The following is a 16006-nucleotide window of genomic DNA, read 5'->3' as shown; positions in this document are numbered from 1 at the left end:
TCCCCGACGACCCCGCACCCACTCGCGCACCGCCCGGCCACGCGGAGCTCCACCGCGAGCTCCGAAACGTCAGCGCAGGGTGGAGGGCTGGTGCGCGGCGTGCGAGGTGAGCACCTGCACCACCCGGTCCCGCCGGCTCAGCTTCCCGCTCCGGCACAGCCGCTCGACTGCCGCCAGCGACGCGGCCGAACTCCGCTCGGCCGCGAGCCCCGAGCGGGCCAGGGTCCTCGTGGCAGCGCGCAACTCCTCCTCCGAGCAGGCCACGGCAGTTCCCCCGGACTCGCGCAGCACGCGCAGCGACATCACGGTCGCCTGCGGGTTGCCGATGGAGGAGGCGAGGCTCGCGGGATCCACCGGCTGCTCCGGTGGGAGCTCCAGATCCTCGCGCAGCGCCGTGGTGAGCGAGGGGTAGCGCTCGGCCGCGATCATGCGCGGCAGAGCCCCGATCAACCCGAGCTCGAACAGCTCGCGGAAACCGGCCCACATCCCCGCGAAGCCGTCCCCCCTGGAAACGGGGAAGCTCACCGCGTCGGGAGCGGCGCCGAGCTCCTCGACGATCTCGTAGGCCAGCGTCTTGTACCCCTCCACACCGGCCCACAGGCTGCTCACCGGCACCGCCGAGGTGTTGGTCAGCACCGACCAGCCTCGCTCGTCGGCCTCGCGGCGCAGGACGTCCCAGCGCTCGGCGGCGTCGGCGGCGTAGACCATCCGCCCGCCGTGCAGTTCGACCAGGCCGCGCCACACCTCCCCGATGTCGGGAGTGGCCACCGCGACGCAGTCCAAGCCGGCAGCCGCGCTGTAGGCGGCCGCGGAGACGGCCGCGTTGCCGCTGGAGGCCAGCGCCACGGTCCGCGCCCCCTGCCACGCGGCCCAGGAGACCGCGGCGCTGTAGAAGCGGTCCTTGAAGCTGCCGGTCGGGTTGCGGCGTTCGTCCTTGACCAGCACCTCCGGAAGTTCACCCCCGGCCGGTGCGGGCAGCGCCACCAGCGGGGTCGCCCCTTCCCGCAGCGTGACGGCCCTCTCCCCGGGGACCGGCAGCAGCTCGCGGTAGGCCCACATCCCGTCCCGCCTCCGGGACCAGCGCTCGGCCAACAGCCCGCCGTCGGTGCCGGACAGCTCGTGCTCGGCCAGCAGAGCGGCGGGAACCCCGTCCGCGCGGCACCGCCGACAGCCCTCGGTGTCGGAGCGAAGCGAACTCCGCTCCCCGCAGCGCACGCACCGCAGCCCGCGCAGCCGCGGATGCGCGGCCCCCTCCGCGGAACCGTGCTCCGCGGAGCTTTCCGAACCGGCTGTCGTGAACGACATGCCACCACCTTCCCCGGGTCGACACCTGCCAGTACTGCCTCGGACGTGCTCGCTCCGCCACGAGCGCCCAACACCCGACGAGCGGGAAGAGCCCCCTCCGGGGAGGAGCTCACCAGTCGTAGCTCTCCCCCGGGGCACCGACCCAGTCGCCCGCCGAGCTGAACGGGCCGGCGAAGCCGGGGCCGTCCTCCACGCCGCTGATCTCGCGGCGCACGGCCAGCACCTGCGCCTCCTGGTAGAGCGGCAACGCCACGGCGCTGGACCACAGCGCGGGCTCGACCCGCGCGGAGGCCTTCTCGAAGGAGGTCTCCCCCGTGGTGGCGGCCTCGATGGTCGGCTGCAGCAGCCGGTCGCAGAAACCGGTCATGTTGAACGCGGCGGTTCGTCCCGTCTCCGGGTCCACCCCGGGGCATCCCCACTGGGAAGCCATGGTGGAGGCGGGATCCGGGCCCACCGGGCGGGGAGCCACGGCGAGGTCGACCTCGGCCGCGTCCGGCGAACCCCGCGTCTCCGGGTCCGCGGGCAGCATCGTGCGGTAGAGCTCGTCGCCCTCCGGGGTGATGACGGTGGCCTGGATGTCCTGCGCGGCCAGCTGCTCGGCCACGGCGTTGGCCACGTCCTCGTAGGACTCGTCCTCGAACTGGGCCGCGATCACGAGGTTCAGCGGAGCACCGTCGCGCACCCAGGAACCGCCGGTGTGCTGGTAGCCCGCCTCCTTGAGCAGCCGCTCGACCCGCTGCGGCTGCGGTGAGTCGGGGAACTCGCCCGCTGGCTCGGTGGGGGAGTACCCGGGCTGCGAGGGCGCCAGGACCTGCGAGTGGGCACGCAGCTGCTGCGCGGGCCCGCCCTCGGTGCCCTTCCGCACCAGCGCGTTCCGGTCCAGGGCGGCCAGCACGGCGCGCCGGACCCGCACGTCGGAGAGCTGCGGACTGGTGCGCCGCAGGAGCAGGGTGCTCGTCACGGGGCGGGGCAGGGTGGTCAGGCTGACCTGCTCGTCCAGGTCGCGCAGCGCGTCCATGGTGCGGCCGTCGGCGGTGAACATGCCCATCTGCACCTTCCCGCTGCGCAGGGCGTTCAGATTCGCGGAACGGTCGGCGGCCCGCAGCACGATGCGGTCCGACTTCGCCGGCTTCCCCCAGAACCGCTCGTTGCGCATCAGCACGACCTCGCCCCTGTCGAGGTCGAACCGGCGTATCGCGAAGGGGCCGCCCGAGGCCGGATATCCCTTGTCGAGGGTGTCCGTCCAACCTCCGGGGGCGTCCTTGAGCAGGTGGGCGGGCAGCAGGTGGTCGAACAGCGACTTCCACCCCGGGTAGGGCTGGTCGAAGGTGACCAGAACGGTCTTGCCGCCCTGCCTGGACTCCACGTCGGAGATCATGCGGTACCCCACCGGGTTGACCACCCCGGAACGATCCCGCATCTGTTCCCAGAGGTACACGAAGTCCTCGGCAGCGATCGGAGCGCCGTCCGACCAACCGGCCCCGGTGCGGATCCGGTAGCGCACCGTGAACTCGTCCGCGTCGCCGACGACCTCGGCCGACTTCAGCAGGGTGTCGTTGAGCACCTGCTTGCCGTCGGGCCCCGGCACGAACGCGGAGGGCAGCATGAGCTCGGACAGCGCGTCGGTCACCGGGGACTGGTCCGCCAGGGCGTGCGGGTTGAAACCGCCGCTGAGCTCGTCGATCCCGGCCACGACCACCTTGGGCTGAGCCGGCTCCGTCGGCGGCGGCTCGGAGGTCGGAGCGGACGAGGTGCTCTCCACCAGTGGCGGGGGCGGCGCGTTCGTGCACCCGGCGAGCACACTCAGCGACACCAGCAGCAGTGCCACCACGGGAAGCGGACGACGCCGACTTCGGTACACGCTGGTCGAACCTCCGTTGCGGATCCGGCCGGAAGACCACACCGGCGGGGCGGAGCGGCGGCCGGGAACGGCCGTGAATCTCCACGACCATCCCATACCGGCGTTTCCCCGGCGCGGGCCAGCCGGTGCCGCCCTCCGGAACCGCACCGGCGAATCCCGGGGGCGGGCCTCACCGCGCTGCCGTCCCGGGGCTCGAAGAACGGCGGCCCGTCCCATCCGGGCCGGATGGGACGGGCCGCCGGAACCCGCCTTCGGAAACGAGCGCTCAGCCCTGGTCCCGCGACTTGGCGCGGGCGCGCTCCCTGCTGCGCTGGGAGCCGTCCAGGGTCGTCTTGCGCACCCGCAGCGCGTTCGGTCCGACCTCGACGCACTCGTCGGTGGAGCAGAACTCGAGCGCCTCCTCCAGGCCGAGCCTGCGCGGAGGGGCCAACCGCTCGAGCTCCTCCGAGCCCGCCGAGCGCATGTTGGTCAGCTTCTTCTCCTTGGCGACGTTGAGGTCGAGGTCCTCGGTGCGCGGGTGCTCGCCGACGACCATGCCCTCGTAGACCTCGTCAGTCGGTTCGACGAAGAAGGTCCCCCTGTCGGAGAGCTGCATCAGCGCGTAGGCGGTCACCGGACCCGAGCGGTCGGCGACCATGGACCCGTTGTTGCGGGTGCGGATCTCACCGGCCCAGGGGGCGTAGTGCTCGAAGACGTGGTTGGCGATGCCCGCACCCCTCGTCTCGGTGAGGAAGTCGGTGCGGAAGCCGATCAGGCCGCGCGCCGGGATCACGTACTCCATCTTGATCCGACCGGTCCCGTGGCCGTCCATGGACTCCATGCGGCCCTTGCGGGTGGCCAGCAGCTGGGTGACGGCACCGAGGTTGTCCTCCGGGACGTCCAGCGACAGCCTCTCGAACGGCTCGCAGACCTTGCCGTCGATGGTCTTGGTGACCACTTCCGGCTTGCCCACGGTGAGCTCGAAGCCCTCCCTGCGCATGGTCTCCACGAGAACGGCGAGCGCCAGCTCGCCCCTCCCCTGGACCTCCCAGGTGTCCGGGCGGTCGGTCTCCACCACGCGCAGGCTTACGTTGCCGATGAGCTCGGAGTCGAGCCTGTTCTTGACCAGCCGCGCGGTCACCTTGGTCCCACCGTTGCGTCCCGCCGTGGGCGAGGTGTTCGTCCCGATCGTCAACGAGATCGCGGGGGCGTCGACGGTGATGCGCGGGAGCGGCTCGGGGTTCTCCGGATCGGTGATCGTGTCGCCGATGTTGATGTCCGGGATCCCGGCGACCGCCACCAGGTCGCCCGCCGAGGCGTAGTCGGCGTTGACCCGGTCGAGGTTCTCGGTGACCATCAGCTCGCTCAGGCGCACCTTCTCCACGCTGCCGTCCTCGCGGCACAGCCCCACGGTCTGGCCCTTGCGCAGCTCACCGGCGTGAATCCGGCAGAGCCCGATCCGGCCCAGGAACGAGGAGGCGTCGAGGTTGGTGACCAGCGCGCTCAGCGGCGCCTGGGAGTCGCCCTCCGGGGCGGGCACGTGCTCGAGCAGGGTGTCGAACAGCGGGGTCAGGTCCTTCTCGGGGACCTCTCCCGACTCGGGGGCGGTCAGGTCGGCGCGCCCGGAGCGGGCCGCCGTGTAGACCACCGGGATGTCGAGCACCGACTCGTCGGCGCCCACCTCGGCGGCCAGTTCGAGCAGGAGCTCGTGGGTCTCGTCCACGACCTCGGCGACCCTGGAGTCCGGGCGGTCGACCTTGTTCACCACCAGGATCACCGGCAGCTCGGCGGCAAGCGTCTTGCGCAGCACGAACCGGGTCTGGGGCAGCGGCCCCTCACTGGCGTCGACCAGCAGCATCACGCCGTCGACCATGGACAGGCCGCGCTCGACCTCACCGCCGAAGTCGGCGTGACCGGGGGTGTCGACGACGTTGATCGTCACCGGCCCGTCCTCGGTCATGCGCTGGATGGCGGTGTTCTTGGACAGGATCGTGATGCCCTTCTCGCGCTCCAGGTCGTTGGAGTCCATCACGCGGTCGACGGGCTCGGTGCGCTCGGAGAACGCGCCGGACTGCCGGAGCATGGCATCCACCAGGGTGGTCTTGCCGTGGTCGACGTGCGCGACGAGCGCGAGGTTGCGCAAATCGGTACGGGTGCGCTGGTTCGGGCTGGCGACACTGGTGGCGGACACGCAGGAACTCCTGGCTTCGTACGGGTGTTGAAAACGGCGTCGTTCGAGGAGCGGCCCCTGCGGTTCGCATGAGCACGGAACCCGTGGGCCGCGGCCGCCGCGGAAATCTGGTGTCTGTTCGGCACGGTTGACGTGCCCATCTCCGACGGCCGGATATCCCCCACCAGCGTAGTGCACGAACCCGCTCCGGGGAGCGTGTGGCTCACCACCGTCGCCGTCGACCCGGGGCACGGCCCTTCTCCTCCGGGCCGGGGCCACGAGAACGTGGAGCACAGCGGTGCTCGTCGAGTGATGCCGAGCGACCGTTCGGACACCGTTCCGCGAACCGCTCGACCGCCGGGAGCACCGGCAACCGAGTCGGAACGACGCACCCGGCCCAACACGGCCCGGCGGCCCGCTATTCCCGCAGCGGAGCGAACTGCCGCGGAAGTCCCGGGCTCCTCGGCACGGTCCTGGCGCCGCGGAACTGTTGCCGGGCGGGGAGGTGATCCCGACCGGCCGATCGGCCTCCACGGGGACTCATTTCCACGAGCCCGGCCCGCTCACGTCGCACCCCGGTGAGCGACGACACTGAATCTTCATCCGTTCGAGTGGCGTTCGGCTTCACTCGAATGCGGTCGAGCGCGCCAGCGGACCGAAAGGACGAAAAAGGAAAAACGGGCGCACCCGAACACCGCCCGGAGTGCCGTCCCCCACCGGGATCGGTTTCCCGCACTCCTTTTTACGAAAACGACTCATCGGAGCGCCCCGGAACACGACGTCGAGACCGCGGCGAAGCCGCACACCGGGACGGCCCGACCGTCACTCCGACGGAGTCAGGTGATCCGCGTACTCGGCCAGCTCCGGGATGGTGCGCAGCGCCTGGAACTCGATGACCTCCTGCTTGGCGACCTTGTGCACCACGAACGGGTCGGTGGCCAGAATCGCGTCCAACTGCCCGCGCGACATCGAGCGGGCGATGATCACCCCACCGGTCCGCGGGTGGCGCCTGCCCGCGGCGATGAACTCGCCCGAATCCTGATGATGGGCCAACCACTCGGAATGATCGGCCAACAATGCGTCGACCTCGGCCAGGGGAGCTGTGTAGTGAACCAGAACAACGTACATTCTTCGATGATATGTCCGCGGGGGCGGCGTTGACGACCAAGAAGGTATAACGACACACCTTTCGATCAGTTTTCCCGCCGTTTCCGACAAATCCGAAAAATAATCATGAATCTTTCCCGGCGAACGCTCCCGAAACCGGCGGCCACCGTCATCGGCGGGACCCGAATCCACGCGGAACCCGGCCCCGCTCCCGCGCGTCACCGCGCCGCACCTCCCAGGGCAGAACGCATCGAATCGAGCAGCAGGCGGTCGGTGGCCAACCACTCCAGCTCGGGCAGCCGATCGGCCCCCACCCAGCGCACGGCCCGGTGCTCCACCGGACGCGGAACGGCCGAGCGATCCCGCAGACCGGCCAGGTAACCGCGCAACAGCATCCCGCCGTCGGCGGAGACGGGGACATCGGTTCCGAAGCCGCCCAGCACCCGGACGTCCACGGCCAGCTCCTCGCGGCACTCCCGCACCACCGCCTGCGCCTCGGTCTCGCCCGCCTCGACCCTCCCGCCGGGCAGCTCCCAGCCACCCGCGTGCCGCGCCGGGCTGCGCCGCTGCTGCGCGAGCAGCAGCCCCCCGTCCACGATCGCCGCGGCCACCACGACCGGCCTGCCGCACCACTCCTCCGTGATTTCCCTCACCGCGGCCGGATAACCGTCCAGCACCTCCTCCAGGGCGGCGAGCTCGGCCCTCCCGACCCCCTCCCCGGGGCGCGCGGTGACGGTCATCGACGTCCCGGCCGCGCCGCCGGTCAGCGCGACCTCGAACTCCGCGGGCGGACACCGGTCCGCTCCCGGAGGAGCCAACAGCAGGCCGTGCTCGTCCGCCCCGCGCACCACGAAGGAGCCGCGCGTCGGCTCCAGCTCCCCACCGGAACGCAGGACCAGCCCGTCCCCGGGGACCAGCAGCTCGCCCGCGGGAGGAACGGGGTCGGGTCGGAGAGCGGCGAAACCGGCCAGCACCGTTCGGGTGTGCCGCGCTGCGGCCGCCACGGTGCGCACGGGGGCGTCGATGGAGACGGTACGAACCAGCACGAACGGACATCCTGCCCCGCCGGTCGAAGCCTCTCTCCGCGCCCCCCGGACGCCGGCGCCGGCGGGCAACCCCTCCGCGGGAGCTCACCCCGCACCCAACCGGTAGCCGCCCCCGCGCACCGCGCGGAGCAGCTCACCCGCCCCGACCGCGTCCAGCTTGCGCCGCAGATAACCGATGTAGACCTCCACCACGTCGCTGGTCGCGTCCCGGTCCCCGCCCCAGACCTCGCGCAGCAGCTCCTCCGCGGTCAGCACCGTCCCCGGCCGACCTGCCAGGGTCAGCAGCAGCTTGTACTCCCGCGGGGAGAGCGCGATCGGTTCACCCGCCCAGCTGACCCTGCGGCCCGCGCGGTCGATCTCCAGCCCCGCCACCCGCAGCACGTCCCCCTGCTCGGAGGACCCGGTCCCGCGCACCAGCGCCCGCACCCGCCCGGCCAGCTCCGCGGAGGACACCGGGCGCACCACGCTGTCGTCGGGACCCGCGCTCCCCGCGGGCCGGTCGAGATCAGCCTCCGCGGAGGCGAGCAGCAACACCGGGGTGCTCGTCCCTCGTTCGCGCAGCAGCTCGAGCACCCGGTGACCGGACGTCCCGGTCAGCGGCACCTCCAGCAGGATCACGTCGAACTCTCCGGTCGAACCGAGCCGCAGGGCCTCGGCGCCCCCGGAACAAGCGGTGACCACCATTCCCTCGCCGGTCAGCCCATGACGCGGGGCGGAGCGGTCTCCCGTCTCGGCGTCGGCGACCAGCACCCGCACCGGGGCATCGTCTTCGTCCACACCCTCAGCATGACCGCGAACCCGCGTTCGACGCAGCGGACTCGTCCACGCCCGACGGGGACCGTTCGAGGGCCGTTCGCGGTATTCTGCGACGCACCGGGACACGCCGAGCCGCGGGTTCCTCGCACGATCTCCCCAGTGATTTCTCGGCGAACCGGGTGCAGGCTGAAGAAGCGACGGCACTACGGATCCGACCGGAAAGGTTCCGCATGAGACGCAAGAGCATCGCGCTGACGGCCTCGGCCGGGGTGGCGGCCGGAGCCCTCGGACTGACCTCGCTGGCCTTGCCCGCCGGAGCCCAGGACCCGAACCTGCCCCGGGCCACGGCCGAGGAGCTGGTCTCCTCCGTGCTGGACGCCGACGCCCCGGCGATGGCGGGCAGGGTCACCGTCGACAACGACCTCGGGCTCGGTGCACTGCCCGGGACGGGGGATGCCGGCGAGTTCCTGTCCGCGGGCGAGCAGTCCCTCCGGGTGTGGTCCGACGGGCAGCGGGCGCACCGGATGTCCGTCCAGCAGGACGACGGTGAGATCACCGTCGTGGACGACGGCAGCACCCTGTGGAAGTGGGACTCCGCCGAGCGGACCGTCGTCAAGCACCCCGAAATCCGACAGCGGGCCGAGTCCGGCACCGGGCAGGCCGACCCGAGCGAACTCGCCCGGAGCATCGTGGGCAAGCTGCGGGACAGCAGCTCGGTCACCGTGGACGGGACGACGAACGTGGCCGGCCGGGACGCCTACGAGCTCGTGCTGAAGCCGAAACCGGGTGAGCGCACCAAGCTGAGCGAGGTCCGGGTGGCCGTGGACGCCGAGCACCGGATCCCGTTGCGGGTCGAGGTCGGCACCAACGACTCCCCGGAGCCGGCGCTGCGCGCGGGCTTCTCGCGGATCGACTTCGGCTCCCAGGATCCCGGGCTCTTCCGGTTCACCCCGCCCGAGAACGCCCGGGTGCGCACCGCGGATCCGGACGGGCGCGCCGAGCGGCACGGCAACGCGCCCCGGGGCGCCGAGGACCTCGCGCCCCGCACGGAGGGAACGGGCTGGGACACGGTCGTGACGACCCGCGTACCCGCCCAGGCCCTGCGCGGTGCTCAGCAGGACAACGGTGACCGGGACAACCACTCGCAGCAGAGCGGCGGGAACCTCCGCGGCCTGCTCGAACGGGCCGGGGAGCCGGTCAACGGCTCCTGGGGTCGCGGCTGGGCCGTGGACACCTCAGTCGGATCGGCCGTAATCACCTCCGACGGAAGGGTCGTGGCCGGCGCCGTGCCCAGGCAGGTGCTGATCGAGGCGCTGAAGGAAGCCTGATGAGCGGCTCCACCGACACGGCCGAGTCGGGGGCTTGCGCTCCCGAGTCGGCCCCGGAGGGGGAGCCCGCGCTGCGCACCAGCTCCCTGCGTAAGACCTACGGCCGGACCGTGGCCGTATCCGATGTGGACCTCGTCGTTCCCCGGGGTGCGGTGCTGGGCGTGCTCGGCCCCAACGGTTCGGGCAAGACGACCACCATCCGAATGCTGCTCGGATTGACCGAGCCCTCCTCCGGTTCCGTCGAGCTGCTCGGCCACCGGATCCCCGAACACGCGGGGCGAGCGCTTCCGCTGGTGGGAGCGCTGGTCGAGGGGCCGGGATTCCACCCGTTCCTGTCCGGCAGGCGCAACCTCGCGCGCTGCGCGGCGATGGAGCCCGCCCTCTTCGGGGCCGACACCGGCACCGCCGTGGACCGGGCCCTGGAAAGGGTCGGGCTGGACGGGGCCGCCGACCGCAAGTACCGCTCCTACTCGCTCGGCATGAAGCAGCGGCTGGGGCTGGCCGCCGCGCTGCTGGTCCCGCGCGAGCTCGTGGTGCTCGACGAACCGGCCAACGGGCTGGACCCGGCCGGCACCAGGGAGATCCGCAGGATCGTGGCCGAACTGCACGCAGGCGGGACCACCGTCCTCGTCTCCTCGCACCTGCTGTCCGAAGTGGAGGCCAGCTGCACGCACGCCGCCGTGATGCAGCGGGGTTCGCTCATCGCCCAGGGCGAGCTGAGCTCGCTGCTCGAGTCCGGGGGACCGCACCTGCTCGTCTCCGTCGCGGACCCCGAGGCGGGGCTGGAGGCGCTCCGCGCCGGCGGGATACCGGCCCGCGCGGAGAACGGCGCGCTGCGCGTCGAACTGTCCGATCGGGACGCTGCCGAGGTGATAGCCGGGTTGGTGCGGGCCGGGGTGGACGTGTACGAGGCCCGCAGGGAGCGCGCGGCTCTGGAGGACATCTTCACCCGGCTCACCGAGGAGGAGAGTTGAACGGGACGACCTCGCGGGTGGAGCTGCCGTCCGGAACGAGGCAACGCGAGTCCGCACCGCTCGGACGCGTGATCCGCGCGGAGCTGAGCTGGGTGCTGCGCAGGCCGCGCAATCTGCTCGCCCTGCTCGGGCTGACCGCGCTGCCCGTGCTCATCGGAACGGTCGTCGCCCTGACCGGCACCCCCGCGGCGGGCTCCGGCCCCCGGCTGCTCTCGGCGATGGCGGGCAACGGCCTGGTGCTGCCCGTCTTCAGCCTGATGATGACGCAGAACCTGCTGCTTCCGCTGGTCACGGCCATGGTCGCCGCCGACGCGCTGGCGGGCGAATCGGCCAACGGCACGCTGCGCGGACTGCTGCTGGCCCCGGTGGGACGGGTGCGGCTCGTCGCGGTGAAGGCGATCGGGGTGCTGACCGTGGTCGTGCTGGCGGTGGGGCTGATCGCGGTCAGCGGCGCGGTGACCGGTCTGGTGGTCGTGGGCGGAGACGGCTTCGTCACCCTCTCCGGCACGACCCTGTCGCTCGGGCCCGCCCTCGGCAGGGTCGCCATGGCCGCCGGGTGGTGCGCAGTGCAGATGGCCGCCGTGGGCGCGGTGGCGCTGGCCGTCTCCGCGGTGACGGACCACCCGCTGGTGGTCATGGCCGTGGCTGTCGGCGGGCTGATCGTGTTCGGCGTGCTGGAGGCCCTCCCGGCGCTGGAGTGGTTGAAGCCCGTGTTCCTCACCGCGGACTGGTACTCCATCGGCGACGTGCTCAGCGACCCGGTCCGCTCCGCGGACCTGCTGACCGGTCTGTGGCGCGCAGGCTGCTACATCCTCGTCGGGATGTCCACGGCCACGGCGCTGATGGCCACCAAGGACACCTGACACCGCTGCCCCGGCGGGAACCGTCCGATCCGCGTTTCCGCGCGGCACCGGCGGAGCACCCCGTGGGTGTCGGGGGTCGGTGTCGGGGGTCGGTGCCAGCATCGGGTGCGCGATTCCGCACCGGGACCGCTCAGCCGCTTTCCGCGAGGAGTTCACCGATGTCACCGCTGCTGACACCACGGATCACCGACGACCGCGCGGGTCTGCTGACCTTTCTCGGACAGCAGCGCGACGCGCTGCGCGCCGCCGCCCACGGGCTGGACGAGCGGCAGGCCCGGCAACGCACCACGGCCAGCGCGCTGACCATGGCGAGCCTGCTCAAGCACGTCGTGCGCACCGAGCGGCGCTGGGTCGTCGTCCAGATCGGCCAGCGCGAGCTGCCCGGGCTGTGGCCCGTGACGGACCTGGAGGAGGAGTTCAGGGTCGACGCGCACGAGTCGCTGTCCGGGTACCTGGAGGCCTACGCGGCCGTTCCCGCGGAGACGGAGCGGCTCGTGGCCGAGGTCACCGATCTCGACGCTCCGCTGCCGCTGCCTCCCGAGATGCGCGGCCGCACCGACCTGGAACCGTTCTCCACCCGCTGGGTGCTGCTGCACCTGATCGAGGAGACCGCACGTCACGCCGGGCACGCCGACATCATCCGCGAGTCGCTGGACGGCGGGCTCGCGCACTCGCTGCTGAGCGAGTTCGAGGCGAGCGCTCCCACCGCTGCCACCGAGGACACCCCCACCGGCAGCGGGACGTGACGGCCCTTCCAGCTATAGGCAAAATTGCGCCCCACCGCCAAGCGACCACGCACGCAACCGGAACCGCCGACCTCCCTAACGCCCGAGCAGGGCTGTTCCTGCCGGATCGATCTCCAACGCGACCTCCTCACCCGGTTCGGGGACTTCGGTGTCGGCCACCACCGCCTCCAACCGGTCCACGCCGGCCAGCTCCGGAACGGCCACGGTCAACCGCACGTGATCGTGGCGGTGCGAGCGCCGCACCACCTCTCCGCGGGCTCCCCGGTTCCGCTCCGTCCCGGACCGGTGAGCGCGCACCCCGGTGGCGCGCAAGCCCAGCAGCACCTCGCCCGCGTGCTCCCCCGGGCACGGAACCGACCCGAGCGGGCAGGAGGCGATCCCGTCCTCGATCCGACCGCGCAGGAACGTCGTGCACCCGAGGAACCCGGCCACTTCCTCGTCGGCGGGCCGCGTCCACAACCGGCGCGGCCGTTCCTCCTGCAGCACGCGCCCCTCGGACAGCACCGCCACCCGGTCCGCCAGGGTGAACGCCTCGTCAAGGTCGTGGGTCACGACCACGGCGGTGGTGGCGCTGTCGGACAGCAGCTCGGCGAGGTCGACCGCGAGCCGTTCGCGCAGCATCCGGTCCAGCCCAGACAGCGGTTCGTCGAGCAGCAGCAGCCGCGGCCGGGCCGCGAGCGCGCGGGCGAGCGCGACGCGCTGCGCCTGCCCTCCGGACAGCTCGCCCACCTTACGCCGCTGGTAACCGGCCAGCCCGACCAGCTCCAGCAGCCGCGCCACCTCCCGGCGTCGCTCGCGCCTCCCGACCGAGCGCATTCGCAGCCCGAACTCGACGTTGCCCGCGACGTCGCGGTGCCCGAACAGCTGCCCGTCCTGGAAGACCATCCCGAAGCCACGGCGGTGCACCGGCACCCCGGAGAGGTCCTGGCCGCCGAAGCGAACCGATCCCCGCGAGGAGCCCTCCAAACCGGCCACGGTGCGCAGCAGGGTCGACTTGCCGCCCCCGGAGGGCCCGAGCACGGCCAGCACCTCGCCGCTCGGCGCGGAGAGATCGATCCCGGACAGCGCCGTCGTGCTCCCGTAGCGGACCGTCACGCCCTCCAGGCGCAGCCCCTCGTCCCGCTGCCGCACCTCGGGCACCGCCGCGTCGTGGACCTCGAAGGTGCGCATCAGAACTCCCCGACCGAATCCGTGCGGAGGCTTTCGATCACCAGCACCGCTCCCGCCGTCACGAGCATGAGCAGCGCGCAGGCCGCGTAGGCCATCTGCGTGTTGAGCTCGCCGGGACGGCTGATGAGCTCGCTGATGGCCACGGGCAGCGTTGGTTCCTCCGGCCTCGCCAGGAACCCGGTGGCCCCGAACTCCCCCAGCGCGACGACGAACCCGAAGCCCGCTGCTGTGCAGATCGCCCTGCCCGTCAGCGGCAGGTCCACCTCCCGGCGGACCCGCCACGGGCCTGCCCCGAGAGTCGCCGCGGCCTCCCGCAGCCGCTCGTCCACCGAGCGCAGGACGGGCAGCACCGTGCGCACGACGAGCGGGGTCACCACCAGGGCCTGCGCGAGCGGCACCAGCAGCGGTGAGGTGCGCAGATCGCCGGGCAGCAGCTGCAGCGTGATCAGGTAGCCGAACCCGACGGTCACGGCCGATACCCCGAGCGGGAGCATCAGCGCGGTGTCCATCAGCTCGGCGGTCCAGCGCTTCCGCAGCGAGATCAGCACCAGACAGGCGATCCCGCCCAAGGACAGGGCCATCCAGGTGGCGTCAGTCGCCGTGCGCAGCGAATTCAGCGCCGCCTGCCACCCGGTGACGCCCAACGCGCCGTCCCCGGTCCCGGACAGGGCGCGGTAACCGGCGAGGCTCCACCCGCTCCGCGCGCTCACCGAGCGGACCAGCAGCGCACCGACGGGCACCAGCAGCGCGATCAGCACCACGCCACCGGCCGCCACGACCGACCACTCGGCTCCGCGGGGTTTTCGCGCCGAACTCTCCGCGGCACGCACCCCTCCCGCGGACTCGCGGCGCCTCCTGGCCAGGGCCGCCACGATCAGGGCCGCCACCACCGCGGCGAACTGCAGCAGCGACAGCGCGGCCGCACCGGACAGATCCAGCATCCGAACGGTGCGCAGGTAGATCTCCGTCTCCAAGGTCCGGTACCTGCCCGCGCCGAGCACCAGCACCACCCCGAAGCTCGTGGAGCAGAACAGGAAGACCACCGCGGTCGCCGACCACAGGGCCGGGCGCAGCGCGGGCAGAGTGACGGTGCCGAAGGTCCGCAGCGGTCCCGCACCGAGGCTGCGGGCCGCGTCCTCGGCCCGCCGGTCCAGCTGGGCCCACAGCCCACCGACGGTGCGGGCGACCACGGCGACGTTGAAGAACGCGTTGGCCAGCACGATCGCCGTCACGCTCGGTTCCGTGGTTCCGAGCAGCGCGCGGAAGGCCATGCCCACCACCAGGGTGGGCAGCACGAACGGAACCGTGATAACCGCGCGCAACAGCACCTTGCCCGGGATCCGCACCCTGGCGAGCAGGTAGGCCAGCGGCATCCCGGCCGCCAGGGCCAGCGCGGTGGAGGCCGCGGCCTGCCCGAGGGTGAAGGCCACGATCCGCCAGGTCCCCGGGTCGGCCAGCACACGCACCGTTTCCGGGCGCAACCCGCGGTGCAGGATGGCCAGCACGGGCCAGGCGAAGAAAACGCCGAGGAAGCCCAGCACTGCGACGGCTCCGCCGAGCAGGAGCGGACGGTGTCCCGCGGATCCGGCGGGCCCGCCGGGGGTGACTGCTCCGGTGCGGCCGGAGCACCGCGTCCGGAACACGATCAGCTCCGCGTCAGCTCACGCCACTGGTTCACCCACTGCTCACGGTTCTTCCGCACGACCTCCGGGCTCATCTCGGCCGATTCGGACGGCCGTGGCGCCACGTCCCGCCAGCTCCGCGGGGGGTCGACTCCCAGCACGGTCGGATAGACGTACATCTGCTCGGAGACCTGGGACTGGAACTTCCACGACAGCAGGAAGTCCATCAGCTCCCTGGCGCGCTGCGGGTGCTCGGCCCCCGTGAGCACCCCGGCGTACTCGACCTGGCGGTAGCAGGTGTTCAGCAGGGCGCGGGTGCGCGACTCGCCGTTCTCCCCGATCTCCGCCGCCGGGGAGGAGGCGTAGGAGAGCACGACGGGGCGCTGCCCGTTGCCGGCGGAACCGGAGAAGTCCTGGTTGTAGGCCTCCTGCCAGCCCGAGGAGATCCGGACGTCGTTGGACATCAGTTGGCGCCAGTAGTTCTTCCAGCCCTCCTGCCTGCCGAAGCGGTCGATCGTGTTCAGCAGGAAGGCCATGCCCGGCGAGGAGGTGGCCGGGTTGGGCACGGCGAGCAGTCCGCGGTAGCGCGGTTCCGCCAGGTCGGCCAGGTTCTCCGGCGCGGGAACGTCGTGCTGGGCGAACCAGGTCTTGTCGATGTTGACGCACACGTCGCCCGCGTCCACGGGGGTGAGCCTCGGGTCGACGGTCGCGTACTCCACCGGGATGGAGCCGGACCCCTGCGGCCGGTAGGGCGCGAAGGCGCCGGAGTCGAGCGCGCGGGAGTAGAACGTGGAGTCCACTCCGAAGGCCACGTCCCCGACGGGGGCGTCCTTGGTGAGCACGAGCTCGTTGGTCAGCGCTCCGGCGTCGCCCATCTTGTTGACGCGCAGTTCGTAGCCGGACTCGCGCTCGAAGTGCCGCCGCGCGTCGTCGCTGATCGCGAAGGAGTCGTGGGTCACCAGCGTGACGGTCTTGGCCTCCGACCCTCCGCCGGTTCCGATCAGCGAACAACCCGCGACCAGCAGCACGGCGGCGGTGGCCACCGCGGCACGCATCCGGCGTGCGGTGTGTCGTTTCAA

13 protein-coding genes are annotated in these 16006 nt (G+C 72.1%); 4 read left to right on the top strand and 9 right to left on the bottom strand.

All coding sequences use genetic code 11. The annotated features are described in order from the left end of the window. Positions 1-69 precede the first annotated feature (69 nt). From G9Q41_RS12770 to G9Q41_RS12745, 6 genes are all read right to left on the bottom strand, one after another. Positions 70-1305: a pyridoxal-phosphate dependent enzyme gene (locus tag G9Q41_RS12770; RefSeq protein WP_207631269.1), complete on the bottom strand. Its 1236-nt coding sequence runs from the start codon at positions 1303-1305 to the stop codon at positions 70-72. 109 nt (positions 1306-1414) lie between these two features. After that, positions 1415-3166, bottom strand: a complete 1752-nt coding sequence (locus G9Q41_RS12765) for an ABC transporter family substrate-binding protein (RefSeq protein WP_347567585.1) — start codon at positions 3164-3166, stop codon at positions 1415-1417. Positions 3167-3431: 265 nt separating this feature from the next. Beyond that, positions 3432-5336 carry a translational GTPase TypA gene (gene typA, locus G9Q41_RS12760; RefSeq protein WP_092526776.1) on the bottom strand — a complete coding sequence of 635 codons (1905 nt, stop codon included), beginning with the start codon at positions 5334-5336 and terminating at the stop codon, positions 3432-3434. An 801-nt stretch (positions 5337-6137) separates the two neighbouring features. Next, positions 6138-6443 carry a YciI family protein gene (locus G9Q41_RS12755; RefSeq protein WP_092526773.1) on the bottom strand — a complete coding sequence of 102 codons (306 nt, stop codon included), beginning with the start codon at positions 6441-6443 and terminating at the stop codon, positions 6138-6140. Positions 6444-6640: 197 nt separating this feature from the next. After that, entirely contained in the window at positions 6641-7468 is an 828-nt protein-coding gene (locus tag G9Q41_RS21955) for an NUDIX domain-containing protein (protein ID WP_347567584.1), read from the bottom strand. Positions 7469-7552: 84 nt separating this feature from the next. Beyond that, entirely contained in the window at positions 7553-8245 is a 693-nt protein-coding gene (locus G9Q41_RS12745; RefSeq protein WP_347567583.1) for a response regulator transcription factor, read from the bottom strand. A gap of 209 nt (positions 8246-8454) precedes the next feature. On the opposite strand from G9Q41_RS12745, the gene G9Q41_RS12740 reads away from it, so the two are divergent. The 4 genes from G9Q41_RS12740 (at position 8455) to G9Q41_RS12725 (ending at position 12135) form a co-directional block, all read left to right on the top strand. Continuing rightward, positions 8455-9552, top strand: coding sequence for an outer membrane lipoprotein carrier protein LolA (locus G9Q41_RS12740; RefSeq protein WP_165633363.1), 1098 nt, complete (start codon positions 8455-8457; stop codon positions 9550-9552). Further along, positions 9552-10526 (top strand): ABC transporter ATP-binding protein, encoded by a 975-nt coding sequence (locus G9Q41_RS12735; protein ID WP_165633362.1) that lies wholly within the window; start codon positions 9552-9554, stop codon positions 10524-10526. Before G9Q41_RS12740 ends, G9Q41_RS12735 begins: the two co-directional genes overlap by 1 nt. After that, the gene (locus G9Q41_RS12730; protein ID WP_207631268.1) at positions 10523-11389 is read left to right on the top strand and encodes an ABC transporter permease subunit; all 867 of its coding nucleotides are present in this window, start codon (positions 10523-10525) and stop codon (positions 11387-11389) included. The genes G9Q41_RS12735 and G9Q41_RS12730 overlap by 4 nt, the downstream gene beginning before the upstream one ends. A gap of 158 nt (positions 11390-11547) precedes the next feature. After that, positions 11548-12135 (top strand): DinB family protein, encoded by a 588-nt coding sequence (locus tag G9Q41_RS12725; RefSeq protein ID WP_092526761.1) that lies wholly within the window; start codon positions 11548-11550, stop codon positions 12133-12135. Between the two features lie 75 nt (positions 12136-12210). Here the strand turns inward: G9Q41_RS12725 and G9Q41_RS12720 are convergent, their stop codons facing one another. The 3 genes from G9Q41_RS12720 to G9Q41_RS12710 all read right to left on the bottom strand — a co-directional run bounded on the left by G9Q41_RS12720 (position 12211) and on the right by G9Q41_RS12710 (position 16006). After that, entirely contained in the window at positions 12211-13305 is a 1095-nt protein-coding gene (locus G9Q41_RS12720) for an ABC transporter ATP-binding protein (RefSeq protein WP_092526758.1), read from the bottom strand. Continuing rightward, on the bottom strand, positions 13305-14867 hold the full coding sequence (locus G9Q41_RS12715) for an iron ABC transporter permease (RefSeq protein WP_165633419.1): 1563 nt from the start codon (positions 14865-14867) through the stop codon (positions 13305-13307). The genes G9Q41_RS12720 and G9Q41_RS12715 overlap by 1 nt, the downstream gene beginning before the upstream one ends. A gap of 83 nt (positions 14868-14950) precedes the next feature. Further along, on the bottom strand, positions 14951-16006 hold the full coding sequence (locus G9Q41_RS12710) for a thiamine ABC transporter substrate-binding protein (protein ID WP_175455160.1): 1056 nt from the start codon (positions 16004-16006) through the stop codon (positions 14951-14953).

Source organism: Actinopolyspora sp. BKK2 (assembly GCF_011291845.1).
Classification (GTDB): Bacteria; Actinomycetota; Actinomycetes; order Mycobacteriales; family Pseudonocardiaceae; genus Actinopolyspora; species Actinopolyspora saharensis.
Note: the sequence above shows the minus strand (reverse complement) of the source record. Positions and strands in the feature narration are given on the sequence as shown.

Bases quoted from the DNA above. Each gene is read 5' to 3' on its own strand.
- G9Q41_RS12770 (WP_207631269.1), bottom strand. From the start codon at position 1,305: ATGTCGTTCACGACAGCCGGTTCGGAAAGCTCCGCGGAGCACGGTTCC.
- G9Q41_RS12720 (WP_092526758.1), bottom strand. From the start codon at position 13,305: ATGCGCACCTTCGAGGTCCACGACGCGGCGGTGCCCGAGGTGCGGCAG.
- G9Q41_RS12735 (WP_165633362.1), top strand. From the start codon at position 9,552: ATGAGCGGCTCCACCGACACGGCCGAGTCGGGGGCTTGCGCTCCCGAG.
- G9Q41_RS12755 (WP_092526773.1), bottom strand. From the start codon at position 6,443: ATGTACGTTGTTCTGGTTCACTACACAGCTCCCCTGGCCGAGGTCGAC.
- G9Q41_RS12740 (WP_165633363.1), top strand. From the start codon at position 8,455: ATGAGACGCAAGAGCATCGCGCTGACGGCCTCGGCCGGGGTGGCGGCC.
- G9Q41_RS12725 (WP_092526761.1), top strand. From the start codon at position 11,548: ATGTCACCGCTGCTGACACCACGGATCACCGACGACCGCGCGGGTCTG.